We start from the raw sequence: 23038 nt of genomic DNA, 5'->3' as shown, positions 1-23038 counted from the left end.
CACGATGCGTCCATCCCTTCCAGTGGAGGCTGTCATGATCCTCAAGCCCATTCTTGCCCTCCTCGCCACGTCGGCCCTGGCCATGAAGGTGGTCAAGCACCTGAGCCACAAACAGCATCAGCGCCGCGTGCATCACGACCGCCAGCTGCATCGCGAAGATGTCAACCGCTGGGAGGCCGAGGGCGGCAATCTGCCCGTGCCCCAGACCGCGGCCAAGGCGCCAGCCAAGCCGCGCGCCAGCCGGACCAAGCGCGTCACCCCTTGACGATGGCCTCGGCCAGGGCGCGCACGCTCAGCGGCGCCGAGCCCTCGGCCTTGTTGGAGATGGTGACGAAGGCGTCCTGTCCCGCGCCCGCCGTGCCGCGGATGATGCGGGCCAGCTCGGCCCGCGTCTCGGGGTCGGGGTCCAGCATCGCGTTGAACTCGCCGTAGCGCTTCTCCGCTTCCTCGTAGCCGTAGGGGCCGTGCAGGCGGTTCAGGTTCCAGCGCACCACCAGCGGCCCCGGCCACAGCGCCCGCAGCAGCGGCAATTGCTGCTGCAGAGGTGGCAGCTTGGGGTGCAGGCCGACGCAGTAGCGCGCGCCGGCGTCGCGCAGCAGGGCGACGAGGTCGGGTGTCAGCCAGGCGGCGTCGCGCACCTCCACCGCAATGACGCCGGCGGGTGGCTTGGGGCATGCCAGCAGCAGGGCGTGCAGGCGATCGAACTGCTCGCTCATGCGCGCGAGCAGCGGCCCCGGCAGCGGGCTGAGCTGGAAGACGAGGGCGCCGATGCGCGTGCCCAGGCCCTCGAAGACCGGCTCGATGAAGGTCTGCAACGCCGTCGTCGCGTCGAGGAAGAGGGGATTGGGCTCCTGGCCACGGCCGTCCTCGCTGCGCACCAGGGCGTCGGTCACGAGGCTGGGCGCCTTCACCGTGAAGCGAAAGCCCTGGGGCACCTGCTGGGCATGGCGCTCGAAGTCGCTGGCCGCCAGCGGCCGGTAGAAGCCGCGGTCGATGCCGACGGCGCGCAGCAGCGGGTGGGCGGCATAGGCGCTGAGGCCGGTCTTGGACAGCGTCGCCTCGCTGTGCTTGCCGGCCCAGACCAGGTCCTGCCAGCCCGGGTAGCTCCAGGTGGACGTGCCGAGATGCACCTGGGGCGGCAGCGCGGCGGCGAGCGCTAAGTCAGCAGCCGCCGGCGGCGCGGGCTGGACGCCGCGGCTGCGCTGGGCCGGCGTGTCGCCACCGAACAGCTGGTCCTGCATCAGAACATCAATACCTTCAGCAGCACGATGTTGACGCCCAGCAGCAGCAGCGCCGTGGGCCATTGCGCGCGGATGACGGCGTTCTTGTCCTTCAGTTCGAGCAGGGCGGCGGGGATGATGTTGAAGTTGGCGGCCATGGGCGTCATCAGTGTGCCGCAGTAACCGCAGAACATGCCGATGGCCGCCATGACGGCCGGGTTGCCGTGGTGCATGCCGAGCAGGATGGGGATGCCGATGCCGGCCGTCATGACCGGGAAGGCCGCGAAGGCGTTGCCCATGACCATGGTGAACAGCGCCATGCCCAGCGCATAGGCCGCGACGGCGAACAGCACGTTGTCGACCGGGATATAGCTCGTCGTCAGATGGGCAACGGCCTTGCCGACGCCGGCGTCGGTGAAGAGCAGGCCCAGCGTGGCCAGCAGCTGCGGCAGCAGCACCGCCGGGCCCATGGTCTCGAGCAGGCGGCGTGCCTCGCGCACGGCCTGCATGGGGCGCTCGCGCGTCATCCACAACGCGCCAACCAGGCCAATGAGGGCGCCGAGGCCGACGCTGATCAGCGTGACGTTCTTGCTCTCGACGAGCAGCAGGCCGCCAAGGCTGACATCCTTCAACGTCAGCGTGCCGACCAGGGCCAGCGTGGTGATGGCGAGGATGGGCAGGAAGAGCTTGTTGCCCAGGCGGGCGGCACTGGCCTGGCGCTCGGCCGGCTCCCGCTGGCCATGCTTGCCGATGGACACGCCGCCCAGGCCGCCGAGCGCGGCGAGCATGAGGACGATCAGCCCGCAGACGACGGGCGGCAGGCTGTCGCCGACCAGGTAGATGACGGCCCACAGCGCCCAGAACAGGCCGCTGCTCCAGCGTCGCGGATTGCTGCGGTCGCGGCAGGTCAGCCAGGCGACGATGAGCAGCGCGGCGCCGGTCAGCAGGAAGAGCTGGTCGAGCTTGAGGATGGAATTCATTTGGCCTCCTCGGCGCGAGCGCGGGCGATGTCTTGCGGCAGGCGGTGGTCCATGCGGATCAGCCGCGCGGCGTGGATGAGGAAGGCCGCGATGGCCGTCGGGATACCCCACAGCGCGATGTGCAGCGGGTCGGTGACGATGCCGTTCTCGGCCAGGAAGGTCTGCATCAACACGATGGAGCCGAAGGCGACGAAGATGTCCTCACCAAAGAACAGGCCGACGTTGTCGGTCGCCGCGGCCATGGCCTTCCATTTGTCGCGTACCGCCTGTGGCACGGGGCCGTGCGTCTTCTCGGCGGCGGCTTCGGTCATGGGCGCCACCAGCGGCCGCACCATCGGGGCATGGCCGCCCAGCGACGTCAGGCCCAGCGCCGCAGCGGTCTCGCGGATGAAGAGGTAGACGACCAGCAGCCGGCCCGCCGTCGCCGAGCGGATGCCCGCGATCCATGTCTGCGCGCGCTCGCGCAGGCCATGGCGTTCCAGCAGGCCGATGATGGGCAGGGGCAGCAGCAGGGTCAGTGGCAGGTTGCGTGTCTTGACGAAGCCGGTGCCGAGCTTGGCGAGGATGAGGTCGGGCGGCAGCTTGGCTGCGAGGCCGGTCGCAATGCCCGCCACCGCGACGACGAGGACGGGGTTGAAGCGCAGCACGAAGCCGACGATGACGACGGCGACGCCGATCAGCGGCCAGAGGGAAACGGTGGGGGTCATGTCAGTTCTCCGTTGCGTGTTCACACATGATTCTTGCGGGCCGAGCGCTGGGCCGCTCCCGAGCCGGCCCGCGCTGACGATGTGCTCGCGGCTCGATGCCGTGAGCATCGTCATCCCCTCGGGGGATCGACCGGGCTCGTCGGCGTTCAGCCGGGCGAGATTGGACGAGGGGCGTCATTTCAGGCGCGCAGTTGCACGCCGGCTTGGGTGAGGGCCTGGTTCAAGGCACGGGCGAAGGCGAGGGCATGCGGGCCGTCGCCGTGCAGACAAATCGTTTGGGCCTGCATCGGCACGGTCTCGCCGGTGACCGCCTGCACGACGCCGTCGCGCACCATGCGCAGCGTGCGTGCGACGGCCGTGCCGGTGTCTTCGATGAAGGCGCCGGGTTGGCTGCGCGGCACCAGGCTGCCGTCCGCGCGGTAGCCGCGATCGGCGAAGACTTCGGCGACCGCGCGCAGGCCGGCGCGTTCGGCGGCTTTCAGCAACTCGCCGCCGGCCAGGCCGTAGACGGCGAGCGCTGGATTGACGTCGAGCACGGCGGCGGCGATAGCGTCGGCCAGGTCCGGGTCGCGCGCGGCCTGGTTGTAGAGGGCGCCGTGCGGCTTGACGTGATGCAGGCGACCGCCGGCGGCGCGCACCAGGGCGTCCAGTGCGCCGATCTGGTAGATCAGGTCGGCGCGAACTGCATCGGGCGCGAGTTGCATCTCGCTGCGCCCGAAATTCTCGCGGTCGGGGTAGCTGGGATGGGCGCCGATGGCGACGCCGTGCCGCAGCGCCGCCGCGACGGTGGCCTGCATCAGCCGCGCATCGCCGGCATGCCAGCCGCAGGCGATGTTGGCGGAGCTGACGAGGGCCAGCAGTTCGGCGTCGTCGGGTGCGCCTTCGCCGAGGTCGGCGTTCAGGTCGACATGCATAGGGCAGTCCTCAGTTGGGCCAGCGTGGTCTGGCGTTCGCGCAGTGCGGCGGTGGCCTCATCGGTAGTGCAGGGCGTGAAGCGCAAGGTGGCGCCGAGGCGCAGCTGGCCGAGCTTCCACAGGTCGGCGCGGATGACGACGCCGATCTTGGGATAGCCGCCCGTGGTTTGCGCATCGGCGAGCAGGACGATGGGCTGGCCCGAAGGCGGCACCTGGATGACACCGGGCAGCACGCCATGCGAGGCCAGCTCGGCACCGCGTTCGCGCCGCAGCTCGGGGCCGGCGAAGCGGTAGCCCATGCGATTGCTCTGCGGCGTGAGCTTCCAGTCAGCGGCCCACAGGGCTTCGCGGGAAGCCGTGGAAAAGTCCTCGTGCTCCGGGCCGGGCAGCACCCGCACCGTCGCGTCCCAGTCGGGCGGCCGCATGCCGATGCTGCGTGCGGGCAGGCGCTCGGGCGTGGCCAGCGGCAGTGCATCGCCATCATGCAGAGCGCGGCCTTCGAGCCCGCCGAAACCGGCCTTCAGGTCGGTGCTGCGCGAGCCCAGGGCCTCGGGCACGGCGATGCCGCCCGAGACGCTCAGATAGCTCCTCATGCGCTCGCGCGGCGCGGCGAGCTTGAGCGTCTGGCCGGCTCGCACGCGGTGGCGCCACCAGGGGCGCAGCGGGCGGCCGTCCAGCGAGGCTTCGGCATCGGTGCCGGTGATGGCGATGCAGCAGTCGGCATCCAGGCGCAGCACGGCCGGGCCCAGCGTGAACTCCAGGCCGGCGGCGTTGACGGGGTTGCCGACGAGCAGATTGCCCCAGCTCAGCGCGAGGTCGTCGACGGCGCCGCAGCGGCTGATGCCGCGATCGCGCCAGGCCTCGCGGCCGAGGTCCTGCACGGTGGTCAGCGGGCCGGCGCGCAGCAGCTCGATCATGCAGCGCCCTCCGCGACAAAGCGCACGCGGTCGCCGGGCGCCAGCAGCGTGGGCGGCTCGGCTTGCGGGTCGAAGAGGGGCAGGGCGGTGCGGCCTATGAGTTGCCAGCCGCCGGGTGTGGCCAGGGGGTAGATGCCGGTCTGCGCGCCGCCGATGCCGACGCTGCCGGCCGGCACGGCCACGCGCGGTTCGCTGCGGCGCGGTGTGTGCAGCGAGGCATCCAACCCGCCGAGGTAGGCGAAGCCGGGCTGGAAGCCGATGAAGAAGACGACATATTCGGCCTGGGTGTGGCGTTGCACGACTTCAGCGGTCGAAAGGCCGCAATGGCCGGCGACGTCGCCCAGATCAGGGCCGTCGTAGCGCACCGGGATCTCGACGAGGCGACCCACCTGCTGGCGGCGCAGCGGCCTGGCCCACAGCGTGCGAACGGCCTGCTCCAGCGCCTGGCCATCGGTGTGCAGCGGGTCGAAAGTCAGCGTCAGATTGTTCATGCCAGGGATCAGGCCCAGCACGCCCGCGGTCTGGGCCAGGCCCGCGCCGAGCTGCCAGATGCGCTGCTGGTGATCGAGGGCGATGGGCGCGTCGACCGCACAGCACAGCGCCGCCTCGCCCAGCGGGCGAATGAGGAGGTCGGGCGGCGTGCTGCTCATTTGGATTTCAATAAAACGTATACGATTTGTATTCGACACGTGTTTATCATGTCAATCATGGTTCGCAGCATCGTGTCGTCTTCGCATCTGGTGTCGGACAAGAGCGCCGAGCTGTCGGAGTTCGAGTTCGGCCTCATCGTCGTCAGCAATGCCTTCAACCGCTGGATGGTGCGCTGCATGGCCGCCGCCGGCATGAAGGATCTGGCCGCGCTGGACATCTCGTTGTTGCACCACGTCAACCACCGCGACCGCAAGAAGAAGCTGGCCGACATCTGCTTCGTGCTGAACGTGGAGGACACCCACGTCGTCGCCTACTCGCTGCGCAAGCTGGTCGGCATGGGGCTGGTCAGCAGCGAGAAGATCGGCAAGGAGGCCTTCTTCTCCACCACCGAACAGGGTCAGGCCCTGTGCGAGGCCTACCGCGAGGTGCGCGAGCGCTGCCTGATGGAAGCGCTGGCGGACAGCGGCCAGCAGAACCAGGACATCGGCGACAGCGCGCAACTGATGCGGCTGCTGTCGGGGTTGTACGACCAGGCATCCCGGTCCGCCGCTTCCCTCTAAGTAAACTGCCGGTCCGATGACCGAGCCGATCTACACGCCCGCCGATGAACAAGCCATGAGGCTCGCGCTGGACCAGGCGCACAACGCCTGGCTGGTCGGTGAGGTGCCGGTGGGTGCCGTCATCATGCGCGCCGGCCAGGTCATCGCGACCGGCTACAACCGCCCCATCACCACGCACGACCCGACGGCCCATGCCGAGATCGTGGCCCTGCGCCACGCGGCCACGCTGCTGGAGAACTACCGCCTGCCGGAGTGCGAGCTCTTCGTGACGCTGGAGCCCTGCGCGATGTGCGCGATGGCGCTGATGCATGCGCGCTTCAAGCGTGTCGTCTTCGCCGCCGCCGACCCCAAGACCGGCGTGGCCGGCTCGGTCATCGATCTGTTCGGCCAAACCCAGCTCAACCACCACACGCGCGTCGAGGGCGGGCTGATGGCCGACGCCGCTTCGCAGCTGCTGCGCGACTTCTTCGCCGAGCGGCGCGAAGCCGCACGCGCCCGTCGCGCCGAACGGCAAGGGCTCATTCCCGCCGGCGAAGCCACCGAACTGGACCCATCCTGATGACCTCACTCACGTTGTTCACGCCGTCCGGCGTGCTCGCCAAGGCTGCACCGTTGAAGCTGGCGGCCAAGCGGCTGACGCAACTCGGCTTCGAGGTCAGCATCGATGCCGATGCGCTGGCCAAACATCAACGCTTTGCCGGCGACGACGCGACGCGGCTCGCGGCCCTGTATCGCATTGCCGACGCCGCGCCCTCGGTCGCCCTGGCCACGCGCGGCGGCTATGGCCTGACGCGCCTGCTCGACCAGCTCGACTGGGGCCGCATCGCGCGCAGCATCGAGCAGGGCACGCGCTGGGTCGGCTACAGCGACCTGACGGCGTTGCAGAACGGCTTGATCGCTCGCCACAAGGGTTTGTCGATGTGGGCCGGCCCGCTGGCCTGCGACGATTTCGGCCGGACTCAGGCCGACGGCGGTGTCGACGAGATCACGCAGGACTGTTTTACCGAGGCCATGAGCGGCGCGCTGGAGGCCGTGGGCTTTCGTGAACCGACCGGTGGCTTCGACGGCCTGGAAGCGCGCGGCCGGCTCTGGGGCGGCAACCTGACGGTGCTGTGCTCGCTGCTGGGCACGCCGCACTGGCCCAAGGTCAAGGGCGGCATCCTCTTCCTGGAAGACGTCAACGAGCACCCCTACCGCGTCGAACGCATGCTGCTGCAGCTGCAGCAGGCCGGCGTCATTGACGCCCAGGCGGCCGTGCTGCTGGGCGATTTCAGCGGTGCCGCCAAGTCGCCGCTGGACCGTGGCTACGGCATCAAGGACGCCGTGGCCGCGCTGCGCGCGCGCACCAAAACGCCGGTGCTGACCGGTCTGCCCTTCGGCCATGTGCGCACCAAGGTCTGCCTGCCGGTGGGTGGCACGGTGGAGCTCTATGTGCAGGGTCGCGAGGCCATTCTGGGCTGGYAGTCCGACCCGCGGCTGGCACATGCCGCCCACCATGACCATGATGGCGATTGCGGCGACGACTGCGGCCACGACCATCACTGAAGTCACCCCGGGTTTTCCTCGCCGCTTTTAGCTCTGGCAGGGCCTGTATAGACGAGTCGCCCGACTATCATTCCCACATCGCCTCGGCCCGCGCCGGGGCGCTGTCTTTTGGGGTCGGTGTTGGGTGCAATCGGGTATTGGATCAGGGGTGGCTTGGGCGCTTTGGCGTTCATGTCGCTCGCCGCTTGCAACAACAGCCCCCACCCGCATGGTGCCGAGCGTGAGAACACGCTCTACATGGCTTTCGCCGAGCGCTCGCCGCGCTATCTGGACCCGACCTCGTCCTATACGGCGCCCGAAAGCACCTACACCTACGAGATCAGCGAGCCACCCTATGGCTACCACCCGCTCAAGCGCCCCTACACGCTGATCCCGCGCTCCGCCGCCGAGGTGGTCCAGCCCTACTACCTCGATGCCCAGGGCAAGCGCCTGCCCGATGACGCGCCGGACGAGCAGATCGCCGAGGCCGTCTACGACATCCCCATCCGCCCGGGCCTGAAGTGGTCGCCCCATCCCGCCTTCGCCAGGGATGCCCAGGGCGGCTATCTCTACCACCACCTCAAGCCCGGCGAGCTGGGCGACAAGCGCAGCCCCTTCGACTTCAAGCAGCTGGGCACGCGCGAGGTCGTCGCGGAGGACTTCGTCTACGCGCTCAAGCGCCATGCCAACCCGCGCATCGAGACACCCATGCAGGCGGTGTTCTCCGAGCACATCCTGGGGCTGGCGGACTATGTCGCGCAGATGAAGCGCGAGAGCGTCCGGCAGCTCGCCGGCCAGCCCGACAGCCTGGCGGACAAGCCCTTCCTGGACCTCCGCCAGTGGCCGCTGGCCGGCGCCCAGGCGGTGAACGAGCATCTGCTGCGCGTGCGGCTCAAGGGCCGCTATCCGCAATGGCGCTTCTGGCTGGCCACCAACTTCACGGCCGCCATCCCCTGGGAAGTGGACGCCTTCTATGCCCAGCCCGGCATGGCGGCCAACTCGTTGACATGGAACCAATGGCCGGTCGGCAGCGGCCCCTTCATGATGACCGAGTACGTGCAGGACCGCCGGCACGTGATGAGCCGCAACCCCAACTACCGGCCCGACACCTACCCCTGCGACGGCAGCCCCGGCGACGCTGAAGCCGGGCGGCTGGCGGACTGCGGCAAGCGCGTGCCCTTCGTCGACAAGGTCGTGGCCATCAACGTGAAGGAGAAGGTGCCGATCAAGGAGCTGTTCAAGCAGGGCTATCTCGACCTGCCCGAGATGGACCGTGCCGACTGGGGCGTCAACCTCGCCGTCGACCGTGATGACTCCGACGAGGTCAAGGCCTTCTTCGAGCAGCGGGGCTTCCAGCTGCCCATGGACGTCGACATCAGCAGCTGGTACCTCGGCTTCAACTGGCTGGATCCCGTCGTCGGCCGCGGCGACACGCCCGAGCAGCAGAAGCGCAACCAGGCGCTGCGCCAGGCCATCTCCATCGCCATCGACTGGGAGGAGGGCTATGGCCGCATCTTCCGCGACRAGGGCGGCGACGCGGCACACGGGCCGATTCCGCCGGGCGTGTATGGGTCGAAAGAGGGCGACGCGGGTGAGTACAACCCGGTCACGCACCGGCTCGTGAACGGCAAGCCGGTGCGCCGGCCGCTGGAAGACGCCTTCAAGCTGATGGCCGAGGCCGGCTACCCCGACGGCCGCGACGCCAGGACCGGCAAGCCGCTGGTGCTGAACTACGACTTCCAGCGCGTCATCACGCCCGAGCTCAAGGCCGAGAACGACTGGATGGTGCGCCAGTTCGCCAAGCTCGGCATCCAGCTCGACATCCGCGCCACCGACTTCAACCAGTTCCAGGAAAAGATCCTGAAGGGCAAGCACCAGATCTTCTGGTGGGGCTGGTTCGCGGACTACCCCGACGCCGAGAACTTCCTCTTCCTGCTCTACGGCCCCAACAGCAAGAGCCACCACGAGGGCGAGAACACGGCCAACTACGCCAACCCCGAGTTCGACCGCCTGTTCCGCAGGCTGCAGTCGCTGGAAGATGGCCCCGAAAAGGCCAGGGTGATGGCGCAGATGACGGACATCGCGCGCCAGGATTCGCCCTGGGCCTGGGGCTTCTGGAGCTATTCGGGCGTGGCCTTCCAGCGCTGGGTGCACAACGGCAAGCCCGGCGTCGTCGTGCGCGACCGTGCCCGCTATCTGCGCGTGGACGCCCAGGAGCGCACGCGCAGCATCGCCGAGTGGAACCGACCGGTCTGGTGGCCGCTGCTGCTGCTGGCGGCCGGCGGGCTGGTCATCTTCATCGCCACGCGCCGCGCCTGGCGCGCCCGCGAGACGGCCACGGCCGTGCAGGTGCAGGGGGAGGGGGCCTGATGCTGTCCTTCGTGCTGCGCCGCCTGGGCTATGGCCTGGCCATCCTGATCGGCGTCAACCTCTTCACCTTCTTCCTGTTCTTCTCGGTCAATACGCCGGATGACATGGCGCGGCTGAACATCGGCGGCAAGCGCGTCACGCAGGTGCAGATCGACAAGTGGAAGCAGGAGCGTGGCTACGACAAGCCGCTCTACTTCGATGCCACCAGGCAGGGCGGCGAGCGCGTCACCCACACCATCCTGTGGGAGCGTTCGGTGTCGCTGTTCGCACTGGACTTCGGCAAGAGCGACGCGCGTCAGGCCATCAACATCGGCCACGAGATCAAGGTGCGCATGGGCGTCAGCCTGCAGCTGGCGCTGCCCCTGTTCATGCTGCAGGTCGTCGTCAGCGTCGCCTTCTCGCTGCTGCTGGTGTTCTTCCGGCACAGCCGCATCGACTTCTGGGGCGTCGTGCTGTGCGTGCTGATGCTGTCGATCTCCAGCCTGTTCTACATCATCGTCGGCCAGTTCCTGTTCGCGCGCGTGCTCAAGCTCGTGCCCATGAACGGCTTCGCGCCGGGGCTGGATGCGCTCCGCTTCCTGGCCCTGCCCATCCTGCTGTCGCTGCTGTCGCGCCTGGGCGGCGAGGCGCGCCTGTACCGTGCGATGTTCCTCGAGGAGATGGGCAAGGACTATGTGCGCACGGCACGCGCCAAGGGCCTCTCCGAGGGCAGGGTGCTGAGCCGCCATGTGCTGCGCAACGCCCTCATCCCCATCATCACCAGCGCCGGCAGCTATCTGCCGTATGTCTTCCTCGGCAGCCTGGTGTTCGAGAGCTTCTTCGGCATCCCCGGCCTGGGCGCCTTCGTCATCGAGGCCATCACGGGCCAGGACTTCGCCATCGTGCGCACCATGGTCTTCCTCGGTGCGCTGCTCTACATCGCCAGCAATGCGCTGATCGATATCGCCTACACGTGGGTTGACCCCCGCGTCAGGTTGTCATGAAGTTCGTGCCGCTCTGGACCGACCTCGCCCTGTGGCTGATGACCGCCACGGTGCTGGCCTATGCGTGGCGGGTGAGATGCCAGCCCAATCTGCGGGCGACGTGGCGGCGCGTGCTGCGCGATCCGGTCGCCGCCTGTGCTGGCGTCGTCATGCTGCTTTTCCTGCTCGTCACGCTGGTGGACAGCCTGCACCTGCGCCGCGCGCTGCCGACGACGGACGGCAGCACCGTCTACGACACGAGCACGCTGTCGGCGCTGGACCTGCTGCTGGCGCGCCAGCTCGCCATGCGCGAGGTCAGCTACTCGGTGCCGCTGGGAACGCATGGCTTCAACAAGGAGAGCGTCGTCGACGCCCAGGGCGAGGTGAAGCGCGACTACCCGCGCCTGCAGTTCGGCGGCGCCCACCTGAGCGACCCGGCCACGCAATGGGCTGGTGACGTGGCCATGCGCACGGGCGCTGGCCTGGCGGGCGGCCTGGCGCTCGCCCTCGCGGCCGTCGCGCTGACCGCGGCGGCCCTGGCGCGGCGCCATGGCGGCTGGCGCTGTGCACTGGCAGACATTACCGCCGACCGTACCTTCTATCCGCTGCGTGCCATCCTCGTCACGCTGGCCGTCGTGCTGCTGCTGGCCGGGCYCGTCATCGCGCTGATGCCCCACTATCACGTCTTCGGCACGGACCGCACCGGCAACGACGTGCTCGTGCAGGCGCTCAAGAGCGTGCGGACAGCCTTCGTCATCGGCGCGCTGTCCACGCTCGCGACCCTGCCCATCGCGCTGCTGCTGGGCGTGCTGGCGGGCTATTACAAGGGCTGGGTGGACGAGCTCATCCAGTACCTCTACACGACGCTGAGCTCGGTGCCGAATGTGCTGCTGATCGCCGCCTGCGTGCTGCTGGTGCAGGTCTTCTTCGACAAGAACCCCGATCTCTTCGAGACGGCGGCCGAGCGCTCGGACGTCAAGATGCTGATGCTTTGCCTCATCCTCGGCCTGACCGGTTGGGCCGGGCTGTGCCGCCTGGTGCGCGCCGAGACGCTGAAGGTGAGGGAGCTCGACTACGTGCAGGCCGCGACGGCCTTCGGCGTGGGCGATCTGCGCATCATGGCCCGCCACGTCGTGCCCAATGTGATGCACCTGGTGCTGATCACCGTCGTGCTGAGCTTCTCCGAGCTCATCCTCTACGAAGCCGTGCTGACCTATATCGGCGTCGGCGTCGACCCGTTGATGAACAGCTTCGGCAGCATGATCAACCTGGCCCGCGCCGAGATGTCGCGCGACCCCGTGGTGTGGTGGAGCTTCGCGGCGGCCTTCGGCTTCATGGTCGGCCTGGTGCTGGCGGCCAATCTGTTCGCCGACGGCGTGCGCGACGCCTTCGATCCCAAGGCGCGTTCCGCCCGACCGCGGGTGTTCCAGCGCAAGGGCAGTTTCGATGCTTGAGATCGACGACCTGCGGGTTCAGCTCGATGCGGACGCCGGCCTGGTGCGCGCCCTCGACGGGCTGCGCCTGGCGCTGACGCGTGGCGAGACCTTTGCGCTGGTCGGCGAGAGCGGCTGCGGCAAGAGCATGACGGCGCTGGCCCTGATGCGCCTGCTGCCCGAGAACGGCCGCGTCGCCGGTGGCGCCGTGCGACTGGACGGCCAGAACCTGCTGGCCCTGCCCGAGAGCCGCATGCGCGAGGTGCGCGGCGGCCGGGTGGCCATGATCTTCCAGGAGCCGTCGACCAGCCTGAACCCGGTCATGCGGGTCGGCCAGCAGATCGTCGAGGCCATCGAGGCCCACACACCGCTGCGCGGCGCGGCCGCACGCGCCAAGGCCCTCGACTGGCTGGCCCGCGTCGGCATTCCCGAGCCGCAGCGGCGCATCGATGACTACCCCTTCCAGCTCTCCGGTGGCCAGAAGCAGCGCGTCATGATCGCCATCGCGCTGGCCGCCGAGCCGGAATACCTGATCGCCGACGAGCCGACCACGGCGCTGGACGTGACCATCCAGGCGCAGATCCTGGACCTGATCCGCGACCTGCAGCGCGAGCGCCAACTCGGGGTGCTGCTGATCACCCACGACCTCGCCGTGGTCAGCGGCATGGCCCACCGCGTGGCGCTGATGTATGCCGGCCAGATCATCGAGGTCGCACCCGCGGCCGAGTTCTTCGCCGCGCCCAAGCACCCCTATGCACGCCTGCTGCTGCAGGCCCTGCCCGATGCCGCCAGGCGCGGCGAGCCGCTGGCGGCCATTGCCGGCACCGTGCCGCCGCTGTGGCTTGAATTCTCGGGCTGCAGGTTCGCGCCTCGCTGCGACAAGGCCATGAGCCACTGTGCAGGCACGCTGCCCGCGCTGACCGAGGAAGGCCCGCAGCACCAGGTGCGTTGCCTGCTCTACAGCCAGCCTGGCGAGGCCCTGCCGCATGAGGCGGCGGTGCCGGCCGAGCCACGGCCGCTGCTGCAGCCAGGGCAGGGCGCGCCTCTGCTCGACGTGCGCGAGCTGCGGGTGCGCTTCATGCTGAAGGCGCCGCTGTTCCACCGCGGCCCGCGCCACTTCGATGCCGTCGACGGCATCGGCTTCCAACTGCACACAGGCCGCACGCTGGCCCTGGTCGGTGAGTCCGGCTGCGGCAAGACGACCTCGGGCAAGGCCATCGTGCAACTGCTGCGTCGCCAGGCCGTCATCAGCGGCCAGGCCCTCTTCGAAGGCCAGGATCTGTTCAAGCTGGGCGGCGCCGATCTGCTGCGGGCGCGGCGCCACATCCAGATCATCTTCCAGGACCCCTTCGCGTCGCTGAACCCGCGCATGCGCGTCGCCGACGTGCTGGAGGAGGGGCTGATCGCGCTGCGTCCTGACCTGGACGCGGCCGCTCGTCGCGAGCGCCTGTACATCCTGGTCGACCAGGTTGGCCTGCGCCGCGACGCGCTGCAGCGCTGGCCCCATGAGTTCTCCGGCGGCCAGCGCCAGCGCATCGCCATCGCCCGTGCGCTGGCCGTCGAGCCGCGCCTGATCGTCTGCGACGAACCGACGTCGGCGCTGGACGTGTCGGTGCAGGCCCAGATCCTCAACCTGCTGCGCGAATTGCAGCGCGAGCAGGGCCTGGCCTACCTCTTCATCACCCACAACATCGGTGTCGTCGAGTACATCGCCGACGACGTCGCCGTCATGCAGGCGGGTCGCGTCGTCGAGCGCGGAAGTTGTGAAGAAATTTTCAGACAGCCTTCTGCAAGCTTTACGCAAGCTTTACTAAAGGCAGTTCCGCGCCTCGTCCCGGCCTCGTCGCGTGCCGACAACGGCTAGGGGTTTCACTCTAGGCTTCGTAACTTCAGGAAACCCTTTCGCATCAAGGGCTTACCTGTGGGTGGCGGCGCCCTAAGGGCATCTACGGGGCGGGGCGAATGTTGCGCCCGCACAAACTTCCGGCACCCCAAATCTGAGCCGATCGCTCAGGTCAAGGATTGGCCCTATCCGGCCAGCACTGCCTCACCACACAGGCGGGCATCCATCCATTCAGGAGTGTCAATGTTCAAAACAACCACCATCACGAGCGCCATCCTGGCCCTGGCCGCAACAAGCGCGCTGGCCCAGGAATCGCAGAAGCTGGAACGCATCGAGATCACCGGCTCCAGCATCAAGCGCGTCTCCGCCGAGAGCTCGCTGCCTATCTCCACCGTCACCAAGGAAGACATCGCCCGCAGCGGCGCCACGACGGTTCAGGACCTCGTGCAACTGATCCCTTCCAGCTTCGGCGGCGGCGTCGTCGCCAACAACGTGGGTGCCACGGGTGGTGCTGCCACCGCCAACCTGCGCGGTCTGGGCTCCAAGTACACGCTGGTGCTGCTGAACGGCCGCCGCGTTGCCAACTTCGCCTTCGGCAACAACCCGGTCGACCTGAACTCCATCCCGCTGGCCGCTGTCGAGCGTGTCGAAATCGTCCGTGACGGCGCCTCCTCCATCTACGGCGCCGACGCCGTGGCCGGTGTCATCAACTTCATCCTGCGCAAGGACTACCAGGGTGCTGAAGTCTCCTGGAGCGAATACAAGTCCGAAACGACCGGCGGCAACGTCAGCAACGTCAGCACCGCGGCCGGTTTCGGCGACCTGAACCGTGACCGCTTCAACGTGATGATCACGGCCGGCAAGGAAGAGGTCCAGCCGGTCAAGGCCAAGGACCGCTCCTTCGCCAATTCGGCCGTCCGTCCTGACCTGGGCATCAACAAGTCCTCGCCGCGCAACGGCATTCCCAACCTGAACTTCACCGACACGGCCGGCAACCGCTACACCGGTGTCAATCCGCTGCGCTACCTCGGTTGCAATGCGCCCGAGTTCGGCCTGGCCACCTTCGGCTCGCCCGCCAGCGCCACGCAGTGCGGTACCGACTATGTCAAGTTCATCGACCTGGTGCCCGAGCAGTGGCGCGCGAACATCGCCGGCCGCGGCGTGTTCCAGCTGAACGCTGACAACCAGATCGTCGTGGAAGCGATGCACAACCGCGACCGCGTGCAGTCCTTCTACTCGCCGGCACCCTACACGGTGGCGATGAGCTACCCGGCCAACGGCCGCTTCTATCCGAAGTCGATCACGCTGCCCAAGGGCATGACGCTGCCGGCCGGCTACGTGATGCCCAATGGCACGGTGTTGGGCGCCGCCACGGTGCTCGCCGCCGACATGGCCGTCACCCCGACGGGCGCCATCGGTGGCACCTGGCGCACGGTGGCTGGTGGTGGTCGTTCCGACATCACCGAAACGAAGACCGACCGCCTGCTGGTGGGCGCGCGCGGTACGCTGGCCGGCTGGGACTACGACACCGCCGTCACCTACTCCCGCAACCAGGGCGAGATCTTCTTCGGCCCGGGCAAGTACAGCTATGCCAAGCTGACGCCGCTGGTGGCCTCCGGCGCCATCAACGTCTTCGGCGCCCAGGATGCGGTCAGCAAGGCCGCGCTGGACAGCTCGCTGCTGACCGGCCGCCAGCAGGCCGCGGACTCCAAGTCCACGGAACTGGACTTCCGCGTGTCGCGCGACCTGATGGAACTGGCCGCCGGCCCGTTGGCCATCGCCCTGGGCGCCAACTACCGCGAAGAGAAGCTCAACCAGATCTCCGAGCCGGTGCTGGCCAGCGGCGACGAAGTCGGCGGCAGCGGCCCGATCCCGGGCGTCACCGGCAGCCGCAAGGTCTACGGCGTGTTCGGCGAAATCAACGTGCCCGTCGTCAAGGACCTGGAAGTCAACTTCTCGGCTCGCTACGACAACTACAAGAACAGCTTCGGCAMCAGCTTCAACAGCTTCAGCCCGAAGGCCAGCGTGCGCTTCCAGCCGACCAAGGACATCGTGATCCGCGGCTCGGTGGCCAAGGGTTATCGCGCCCCGACGCTGTATGAGAACCTGCGCCCCTTCACGTCCGGCAACAACACCGGTGCGAACTGGAGCGACCCGATCCGCTGCCCGGGTGGCAACCCCCTGCCGAACTCCACGTTCAACAACCAGGCCTACTACCTGGAAGAGTTCGTCAACGAGTGCAATGTCCAGCTGACCACCGCCCTGGAAGGCAACAAGAACGTCAAGCCGGAGAAGTCGCGCCAGTTCTCCGCCGGCCTGGTGTTCTCGCCGATCAAGGACATGACCTTCGGCATCGACTACTGGAACGTCGAGATCAAGGACCCCATCCAGCCGAAGTCTGAAATCCAGGTGCTGAGCAACCCGAGCCAGTACAAGGACTTCATCTACCGCTTCGACCCGCTGAACGACCCGGACCAGGCTCACCCCCTCAAGGGCAGCCAGGACAACCGTTTCCCGATCACCTACGTCTACCTGCCGTACGAGAACAACGGTAAGTTCTACGCTTCCGGCCTGGACTTCAGCTCGCAGTACCGCTTCAAGTCGTCGATGGGCACCTTCGGCGTGAACTTCGACGGCGCACTGGTGGTCACCCACGGTTATCAGTACGTCGGCGGCGCCAAGACCAGCGATCTCGGCAAGTTCAAGGACTTCGGCGCCACCCCGCGCTGGAGGCACTCGCTGAGCGGCAGCTGGTCGATGGGCATGTTCGACGCCGTGCTGACCAACAACTACACGCACAGCTACGACGACTACACGGACCCGGCCGCGGTGAACACCACCGACTACCTGGCCCAGCGTACCGTCAAGGCCTACATCACGTGGGATGCCCAGTTCGCCATCCGCCCCACCAAGGCGCTGACGCTGACCGCCGGCATCAAGAACCTGCTGGACCAGGATCCGTCGTCGTCGCGTAACTCGCTGAACTTCCAGACCGGTTACGACGCCACCTACGCCAATCCCGTGGGCCGTCAGTTCTACGGCCGCATCAACTACAAGTTCTTCTGAACTTGATTTGATGGGTTGTTGACCTCAGGCCGCGCCGCAAGGCGCGGCCTTTTTTGTTTCTGGATGCATGTAATCGCGCTGTCGCCCTTGCCCGGGTTAGCCCCAGGAAGTCGTGACAAAACCGGCAGCTAAGATGCCGTTGTGGCCAGGTTTGGCCGGAGGTGTGGTTCTGCTGCGCCTGGTTCGTGGCGATGAAACGTGTGCCCGACGGCYATTGGCCACCGGGCGTTTTTTTTTKGCGCGAGCAGGTATAAAGAGCTTTACATGCCGGCTGCACTGCGTGTTTTCGACGAGGCGGAATCGTTCTTTCCGCGATCTAGAATGCACGCCCTTCGGGAACCAGTTCACGGCAGGAGCGCAACTTCTTCCGCCGTGGCAGTGGCCGCTTGTCCGAGAGAGTCATTGACTGTGATTAGTAGTTGCAAGAAGGAGCGCGCATGAATTTTGCGGAGGAGAAGCAGGGTGCTTCCCGGTTCACTGGGTTCGGCGTCGTCGTCCTGATCCACGTGGTGGCCATCTATGCGCTGGCCAGTGGGCTGGCTCGCGATATCGTCAAGAAGGTCACCGGCCCCATCGACGTCAAGGTGATCGAAGAGAAGGTGAAACCGCCGCCGCCGCCCGAGAAGGTCGTGCCGCCGCCCCCGGATCTCAAGGCACCTCCACCGCCTTTCGTTCCCCCGCCCGAATTCCAGGTGACCGCGCCCGCACCGCCGGCGCCGGCCATCCAATCCACCCAGGTTGCTCCGCCAGCCGTCGAGTCGGTCCGTCCGGCGCCGCCGCCGGCCCCCGTGGCTCCGCCGGCTGCCCCGCGTACGGGTCCGGTCAAGGCGGCCATGGTCTGCACCAAGATGGGCAAACCTGAACTGCCGTCCGTCAACTGGAGCGGCGAAGCCCTCTACAAGGCCGTCGCCACCGTGAAGGCCGGCCGCGTCACCTCTGTCGAAATCACGCCTCTGCGTGGTGGTGTCGACCGCAAGGCCCAGCGTGCAATGACGCAAGCCATCACGCAGACGCTGCAGGACACCTACGAATGCCCGGGCGACCACGTGTTCGAGCAGGAGTTCCAGTTCAAGATCGAATAAGAGCCTCGCTTCGAACCCGGCGCCAGACCGGCGCATCCGAAAACCGCATCAAACCAGAATTTTCCCTAGGAGTTGACTCCATGATTTCTCGCATCACCGGCTTCCTGGCCGCTATCGCCATGGCCGCCACCCTGGCTGTTTCGCCCGCTCACGCTCAAGACCAGAAGCCGGCCGACGCTGCCTCTGCCGCCTCGGTTGACGCCGCCGCCGCTCCGGCTGCCGCTGCTTCGAAGCCCGCTGAGAATCCCTACAGCCTGACCAACATCCTGGCCCACGGCAACATCGTTGACCAGGCCGTGCTGGTTCTGCTGGGCATCATGTCCATGGGCTCGTGGTACATCCTGGTCGTCCGCCTGTGGGACACCAGCAAGCTGGCTTCGGAAGCCAAGGAAGTCCGCGCCACCTTCTTCAAGAAGGCCAGCCTGGCTGACGGCGTTCGCAGCCTGAAGGAAGAAAGCGCCTTCCGCTACATCGCCACCGCCGCCATCGAGGCTTCGGAGCACCATGAAGGCGCCCTGACCGAGAACATCGACCACAGCAGCTGGGTGACGATGAACGTCGACCGCGCCGTCGCCGACGTCAACTCCAAGATCTCGGGCGGCCTGGGCTTCCTGGCAACCGTCGGTTCGACCGCTCCCTTCATCGGCCTGTTCGGCACGGTGTGGGGCATTCTGAACGCGCTGACCGCCATCGGTCTGGCTGGCCAGGCTTCCATCGACAAGGTGGCAGGCCCCGTGGGCGCCGCGCTGATCATGACCGCCATCGGTCTGTTCGTCGCCGTTCCGGCCGTGCTGGGCTACAACTGGCTGGTCAACCGCAACAAGACCGTCATGAGCCAGGTCCGCTCGTTCGCCGGCGATCTGCACGGCGTGCTGATGGGCAACCGCTCGGTCGCCAAGCGCTAATCCCTGAGCTGCCGCTCGTAAAGGAGCCAATGCCATGGGCATGAACGTCGGATCCTCTTCCGGCGATGAAGATGTGGTCTCTTCCATCAACACCACGCCCCTCGTGGACGTGATGTTGGTGCTGTTGATCATCTTCCTCATCACCGTGCCGGTGGTGACGCAATCGATCGCGTTGAATCTCCCCAAGGAGACCAACCAGGTCCGCGTCACGAAACCGGAAAACATCGAAATCTCGGTCGCCAAGGACGGCGAAGTCTATTGGGGTACCAAGCTGGTTCCTGACATGGAGGAGCTCGTGAAGCGCCTCGGCAAGGAATCGGTCAAGAACCCGCAGCCCGAGGTGCATATTCGCGGCGACGACAAGTCCCGCTATGAGTCGGTCGGTCGCGTGATCTATGCCTGCCAGCGCGCCGGCATCATGAAGATCAACTTCGTCACCGAGCCGCCGGCTCGCGGCGGTTGATCCCAGGAGTCACACATGGGAATGAATGTTGGAAGTTCGTCTGGCAGCGGTGAACCCGAAGTCATGATGGACGTCAATACGACGCCGCTGATCGACGTGATGCTGGTCCTGCTGGTGATGCTCATCATCACCATCCCGATCCAGCTGCACACGGTCAACCTCGACATGCCGCCGCCGAGCACGAATCCGCCTCAGCAGGATCCGGTCGTTCACGTTGTCATGATCGACTTCGACGGTACCGTTTACTGGGACACGGACGCGCTGCCTAACATCGACGCGGTCAACGCGAAGATGCAGGAAGTCGGCGCCATGCCGCTGGGCGACCAGCCCGAAATCCACATCAAGCCGAACAAGCTGGTGGACTACGGTGTAGTGGCTGCGGTGATGGCCTCGGCCCAGCGCAACAGCGTCAAGAAGATGGGCATGGTTGGTAACGAGCAATACGTCAAGTGACGTCCTCGGGACCGCTGACCACGATACTGTGATGCGCGCTGCCCGAAAGGGCGGCGCGTTTTTGCTTTGCAGGAGAGCAAATTGAATACTCTGAAAACCATGGTGGCTGTCGCCGTTGGCGCCCTGGCCCTGTCCCTGAACGGCGCGCCCGGTGCCGAGTTCGGATTCAGCCAGGCGTCTGCCCAGGACAGCGTGCGCAAGGAAGTCGGCACCCCGCTGACCGATGCCAGCAAATTCGTCAAGGCCGGCAAGTACAAGGAAGCCCTGGCCAAGCTGCGTGACGCGGAAGCCGTCGGCGGCCGCACGGCCGGTGAGAACAACGCCATCGAAGGCGTGCGCTTCTCGGCCGCCATGGGTGCCAACGAGCCTGACACGATGGTGCGTTCCTTCGAGGCGCTCAAGGGCGCCGGCAAGCTGGGACAGCCGCAGCAACTGCAGTACATGGAAGCCATTGCGGGTACCTACCTGCGTGGCGGCAATGCGGCCAAGGCGCTGGAATGGGCCAACAAGTACTTCGCGGCCGGTGGCAACAGCCCGACGGTCAAGCAGGTGCAGCAGCAGGCCCAGTTCAAGTCGGGCGACGTGTCGGGTTTCCTGAAGGACACGCTGGCCGAGATCCAGAGCGACGAGAAGGCCGGCCGCGCCCCGGCGAAGGACAAGCTCACCAATCTGCTCTGGGCGGCGCAGAAGAAGGGTGACGCGAGCGCTGAGGCCCTCGCGACCGAGAAGCTGTTGAACTACTACCCCGATCCCAAGCTGTGGGCCCAGATCCTGGGCGGCCTGCCGGAGAAGAAGAGCTTCGACAGCAGCCGTTACGCGCTCGACCTGTATCGCCTGCGCCTGGCCACCGGCAACATGTCCCGCGGTGCCGAGGACTACATGGAAATGGCCCAGCTGGCCGCCCAGGCCGGCTATCCCGAAGAGGGCAAGCAGGTCGTCGACAAGGGTCTCGCCGCTGGCGTGCTGGGTCAAGGTGCCGAAGGCGCCCGCCACAAGCGCCTGGCCGACCTGATGGTCAAGAAGATCGGCGAGGCCAAGGCCGCAGCCGAGGCCAACGTGAAGGCCGCCGAGCAAGCCAAGGATGGCAATGCCTTCGTGACCCTCGGCCTGGCCAATGCCTTCGGCGGCAACGCCAAAAAGGGCATCGACCAGATCGAACAGGGCATCGCCAAGGGCAACCTGAAGCGCCCCGAAGACGCCAAGCTCTACCTCGGCCTGGCCCATCAACTGGCCGGCGAGCCTGCCAAGGCCCAGGCAGCCTGGAAGACGGTCAAGGGCAACGAAGGCGCTGCCGACCTGGCTCGCCTGTGGGTCATCCAGTCGCGTTCGGCCAAGCGCTGATCTGATCTTCGGATCACCAAACAAAAAGGGCCTGGTGCGAACCAGGCCCTTTTTCCATTGTTGCTTGCGAAGCATTTGCCACGTCAGCGGCACTAGCGACACCAGCGGGCCGAGACCGGACGAGGGGCCTTATTTCGGCGCCATGCGGATCGCGCCGTCCAGACGGATGACCTCGCCGTTCAGCATGTCGTTGGTGACGATCTGGTGCACCAGCTTGGCGTAGTCCTCTGGCTTGCCCAGGCGGCTCGGGAAGGGCACGCTCGCGGCCAGTGCGTCCTGCACCTCCTGGGGCATGCCGAACAGCATCGGCGTGCCGAAGATGCCGGGAGCGATGGTCATGTTGCGGATGCCGTTGCGGGCCAGGTCGCGGGCGATCGGCAGCGTCATGCCGACGACGCCGCCCTTGGAGGCCGCGTAGGCGGCCTGGCCGATCTGGCCGTCATAGGCGGCGACCGAAGCCGTCGAGATCATCACGCCGCGCTCGCCGGTGGCTTCCGGCTCGTTCCTGGACATGGCCTCGGCGGCCAGGCGGATCATGTTGAAGGTGCCGATCAGGTTGACCGTGACCGTCTTGCTGAAGGACGCCAGCGGGTGGGCACCCTCCTTGCCGACCGTCTTGATGGCCGGCGCGATGCCGGCGCAGTTGACGAGGCCCATCAGCTTGCCCATGGCGACGGCCGCGGCGACGGCGGCCTGGCCGTCGGCCTCCTGGCTGACGTCGCATTTGACGAAAGCGCCGCCGATCTCGGCCGCCACCTGCTGGCCGCGCTCGACCTGCAGATCGGCGATGACGACCTTGGCGCCGTGGGCGGCCAGCATGCGGGCCGTGCCTTCGCCGAGGCCCGAGGCGCCGCCGGTGACGATGAACACCTTGCCTGCGATTTCCATGATGAGGATCTCCTGGGTTGATTGGTTGACGTAAACGTCAATTGTGGACGACAAAAAAGCCGCGGGGCTCAGGCGCCGCGGCTTTGTTCAAGAAGGCTTGCTCAGGCCAGTGCCGCGAGCGCCTTCTTCATGATGTCGTCGACCGAGCCGACGCCTTCGATGCGGCGGTACTTGGGCGCGTTGGCGTCGCCGGTGGCGGCCCATTGCGAGTAGTAGTCGACCAGCGGGCGGGTCTGCGCGGAATAGACGTCCAGGCGCTTCTTGACGGTCTCTTCCTTGTCGTCCTCGCGCTGGATCAGCTCCTCGCCGGTCTCGTCGTCCTTGCCGGCGACCTTGGGCGGGTTGAACTTGACGTGATAGGTGCGGCCCGAGGCCACATGCACGCGGCGGCCGCTCATGCGCTCGATGATGGCGTCAAAGGGCACGTCGATCTCGAGCACATAGTCCAGCTTGACGCCGGCGGCCTTCATCGCATCGGCCTGGGGGAGGGTGCGGGGGAAACCGTCGAACAGGAAACCCTTGGCGCAGTCGTCCTGGGCAATGCGTTCCTTGACGAGGCCGATGATGATGTCGTCGCTGACCAGGGCGCCCGAATCCATGACGGCCTTGGCGGCCAGGCCCATGGCGGTGCCGGCCTTGATGGCGGCGCGCAGCATGTCGCCGGTGGAGATCTGCGGAATGCCGAATTGCTTGCAGATGAAGGCAGCTTGGGTGCCTTTGCCGGCGCCGGGTGCGCCCAGAAGGATCAATCGCATGGGT

Annotated in this window: 22 protein-coding genes; 14 read left to right on the top strand and 8 right to left on the bottom strand. The window is 67.0% G+C overall.

The genetic code is table 11. The annotated features are described in order from the left end of the window. Positions 1-34: 34 nt before the first annotated feature. The gene (locus AC1D2H_RS23535) at positions 35-265 is read left to right on the top strand and encodes a hypothetical protein (RefSeq protein WP_477935478.1); all 231 of its coding nucleotides are present in this window, start codon (positions 35-37) and stop codon (positions 263-265) included. On the opposite strand, the gene AC1D2H_RS23530 is transcribed toward AC1D2H_RS23535, so the two are convergent. From AC1D2H_RS23530 to pxpB, 6 genes are all read right to left on the bottom strand, one after another. Beyond that, complete coding sequence (locus tag AC1D2H_RS23530) at positions 255-1241, bottom strand: DUF72 domain-containing protein (protein ID WP_477935480.1); 987 nt, start codon at positions 1239-1241, stop codon at positions 255-257. The genes AC1D2H_RS23535 and AC1D2H_RS23530 overlap by 11 nt on opposite strands. Further along, positions 1241-2200: a DUF979 domain-containing protein gene (locus AC1D2H_RS23525; RefSeq protein WP_477935482.1), complete on the bottom strand. Its 960-nt coding sequence runs from the start codon at positions 2198-2200 to the stop codon at positions 1241-1243. Before AC1D2H_RS23525 ends, AC1D2H_RS23530 begins: the two co-directional genes overlap by 1 nt. Further along, on the bottom strand, positions 2197-2907 hold the full coding sequence (locus AC1D2H_RS23520) for a DUF969 domain-containing protein (protein WP_477935484.1): 711 nt from the start codon (positions 2905-2907) through the stop codon (positions 2197-2199). Before AC1D2H_RS23520 ends, AC1D2H_RS23525 begins: the two co-directional genes overlap by 4 nt. Positions 2908-3086: 179 nt before the next feature. Beyond that, the gene (gene pxpA / locus AC1D2H_RS23515) at positions 3087-3821 is read right to left on the bottom strand and encodes a 5-oxoprolinase subunit PxpA (protein ID WP_477935486.1); all 735 of its coding nucleotides are present in this window, start codon (positions 3819-3821) and stop codon (positions 3087-3089) included. Further along, positions 3806-4738: a 5-oxoprolinase subunit C family protein gene (locus AC1D2H_RS23510; RefSeq protein WP_477935488.1), complete on the bottom strand. Its 933-nt coding sequence runs from the start codon at positions 4736-4738 to the stop codon at positions 3806-3808. The genes pxpA and AC1D2H_RS23510 overlap by 16 nt, the downstream gene beginning before the upstream one ends. Then, positions 4735-5388, bottom strand: coding sequence for a 5-oxoprolinase subunit PxpB (gene pxpB, locus AC1D2H_RS23505; protein WP_477935490.1), 654 nt, complete (start codon positions 5386-5388; stop codon positions 4735-4737). Before pxpB ends, AC1D2H_RS23510 begins: the two co-directional genes overlap by 4 nt. 48 nt (positions 5389-5436) lie before the next feature. On the opposite strand from pxpB, the gene AC1D2H_RS23500 reads away from it, so the two are divergent. The 13 genes from AC1D2H_RS23500 (at position 5437) to AC1D2H_RS23440 (ending at position 21391) form a co-directional block, all read left to right on the top strand. Beyond that, complete coding sequence (locus AC1D2H_RS23500) at positions 5437-5949, top strand: winged helix DNA-binding protein (RefSeq protein WP_477935492.1); 513 nt, start codon at positions 5437-5439, stop codon at positions 5947-5949. A 16-nt stretch (positions 5950-5965) separates the two neighbouring features. After that, the gene (gene tadA / locus AC1D2H_RS23495; RefSeq protein ID WP_477935494.1) at positions 5966-6508 is read left to right on the top strand and encodes a tRNA adenosine(34) deaminase TadA; all 543 of its coding nucleotides are present in this window, start codon (positions 5966-5968) and stop codon (positions 6506-6508) included. Further along, on the top strand, positions 6508-7494 hold the full coding sequence (locus tag AC1D2H_RS23490; protein WP_478012635.1) for an LD-carboxypeptidase: 987 nt from the start codon (positions 6508-6510) through the stop codon (positions 7492-7494). Before tadA ends, AC1D2H_RS23490 begins: the two co-directional genes overlap by 1 nt. A 171-nt stretch (positions 7495-7665) precedes the next feature. Beyond that, a complete protein-coding gene (locus AC1D2H_RS23485; RefSeq protein WP_478012634.1) occupies positions 7666-9843 on the top strand; it encodes an ABC transporter substrate-binding protein in 2178 nt (725 codons plus the stop codon). After that, the gene (locus tag AC1D2H_RS23480) at positions 9843-10826 is read left to right on the top strand and encodes an ABC transporter permease (protein ID WP_477935500.1); all 984 of its coding nucleotides are present in this window, start codon (positions 9843-9845) and stop codon (positions 10824-10826) included. Before AC1D2H_RS23485 ends, AC1D2H_RS23480 begins: the two co-directional genes overlap by 1 nt. Next, the gene (locus AC1D2H_RS23475) at positions 10823-12259 is read left to right on the top strand and encodes an ABC transporter permease (protein ID WP_478012633.1); all 1437 of its coding nucleotides are present in this window, start codon (positions 10823-10825) and stop codon (positions 12257-12259) included. Before AC1D2H_RS23480 ends, AC1D2H_RS23475 begins: the two co-directional genes overlap by 4 nt. Then, on the top strand, positions 12252-14102 hold the full coding sequence (locus AC1D2H_RS23470) for an ABC transporter ATP-binding protein (protein WP_478012632.1): 1851 nt from the start codon (positions 12252-12254) through the stop codon (positions 14100-14102). Before AC1D2H_RS23475 ends, AC1D2H_RS23470 begins: the two co-directional genes overlap by 8 nt. Before the next feature lie 222 nt (positions 14103-14324). After that, on the top strand, positions 14325-17147 hold the full coding sequence (locus AC1D2H_RS23465; protein ID WP_478012631.1) for a TonB-dependent receptor plug domain-containing protein: 2823 nt from the start codon (positions 14325-14327) through the stop codon (positions 17145-17147). A 437-nt stretch (positions 17148-17584) separates the two neighbouring features. Then, positions 17585-18229 carry a hypothetical protein gene (locus tag AC1D2H_RS23460; RefSeq protein ID WP_477935508.1) on the top strand — a complete coding sequence of 215 codons (645 nt, stop codon included), beginning with the start codon at positions 17585-17587 and terminating at the stop codon, positions 18227-18229. 80 nt (positions 18230-18309) lie between these two features. Beyond that, positions 18310-19134 carry a MotA/TolQ/ExbB proton channel family protein gene (locus AC1D2H_RS23455; protein WP_478012630.1) on the top strand — a complete coding sequence of 275 codons (825 nt, stop codon included), beginning with the start codon at positions 18310-18312 and terminating at the stop codon, positions 19132-19134. Positions 19135-19168: 34 nt separating this feature from the next. After that, on the top strand, positions 19169-19597 hold the full coding sequence (locus AC1D2H_RS23450) for an ExbD/TolR family protein (RefSeq protein ID WP_477935512.1): 429 nt from the start codon (positions 19169-19171) through the stop codon (positions 19595-19597). 15 nt (positions 19598-19612) lie between these two features. Then, the gene (locus AC1D2H_RS23445) at positions 19613-20050 is read left to right on the top strand and encodes an ExbD/TolR family protein (RefSeq protein WP_477935514.1); all 438 of its coding nucleotides are present in this window, start codon (positions 19613-19615) and stop codon (positions 20048-20050) included. An 81-nt stretch (positions 20051-20131) separates the two neighbouring features. Further along, positions 20132-21391, top strand: coding sequence for a hypothetical protein (locus tag AC1D2H_RS23440; protein WP_477935516.1), 1260 nt, complete (start codon positions 20132-20134; stop codon positions 21389-21391). Positions 21392-21520: 129 nt separating this feature from the next. Here the strand turns inward: AC1D2H_RS23440 and AC1D2H_RS23435 are convergent, their stop codons facing one another. Both AC1D2H_RS23435 and adk read right to left on the bottom strand, forming a co-directional pair. Further along, a complete protein-coding gene (locus AC1D2H_RS23435; protein ID WP_477935518.1) occupies positions 21521-22279 on the bottom strand; it encodes a 3-hydroxyacyl-CoA dehydrogenase in 759 nt (252 codons plus the stop codon). A 101-nt stretch (positions 22280-22380) separates the two neighbouring features. Continuing rightward, positions 22381-23034, bottom strand: a complete 654-nt coding sequence (adk, locus tag AC1D2H_RS23430; protein WP_477935520.1) for an adenylate kinase — start codon at positions 23032-23034, stop codon at positions 22381-22383. Positions 23035-23038: the final 4 nt, after the last annotated feature.

Source organism: Roseateles sp. P1_C1_2 (assembly GCF_056406535.1).
The sequence above is the reverse complement of the archived record's forward strand: the minus strand, read 5'-3'. Positions and strand labels throughout refer to the sequence as shown.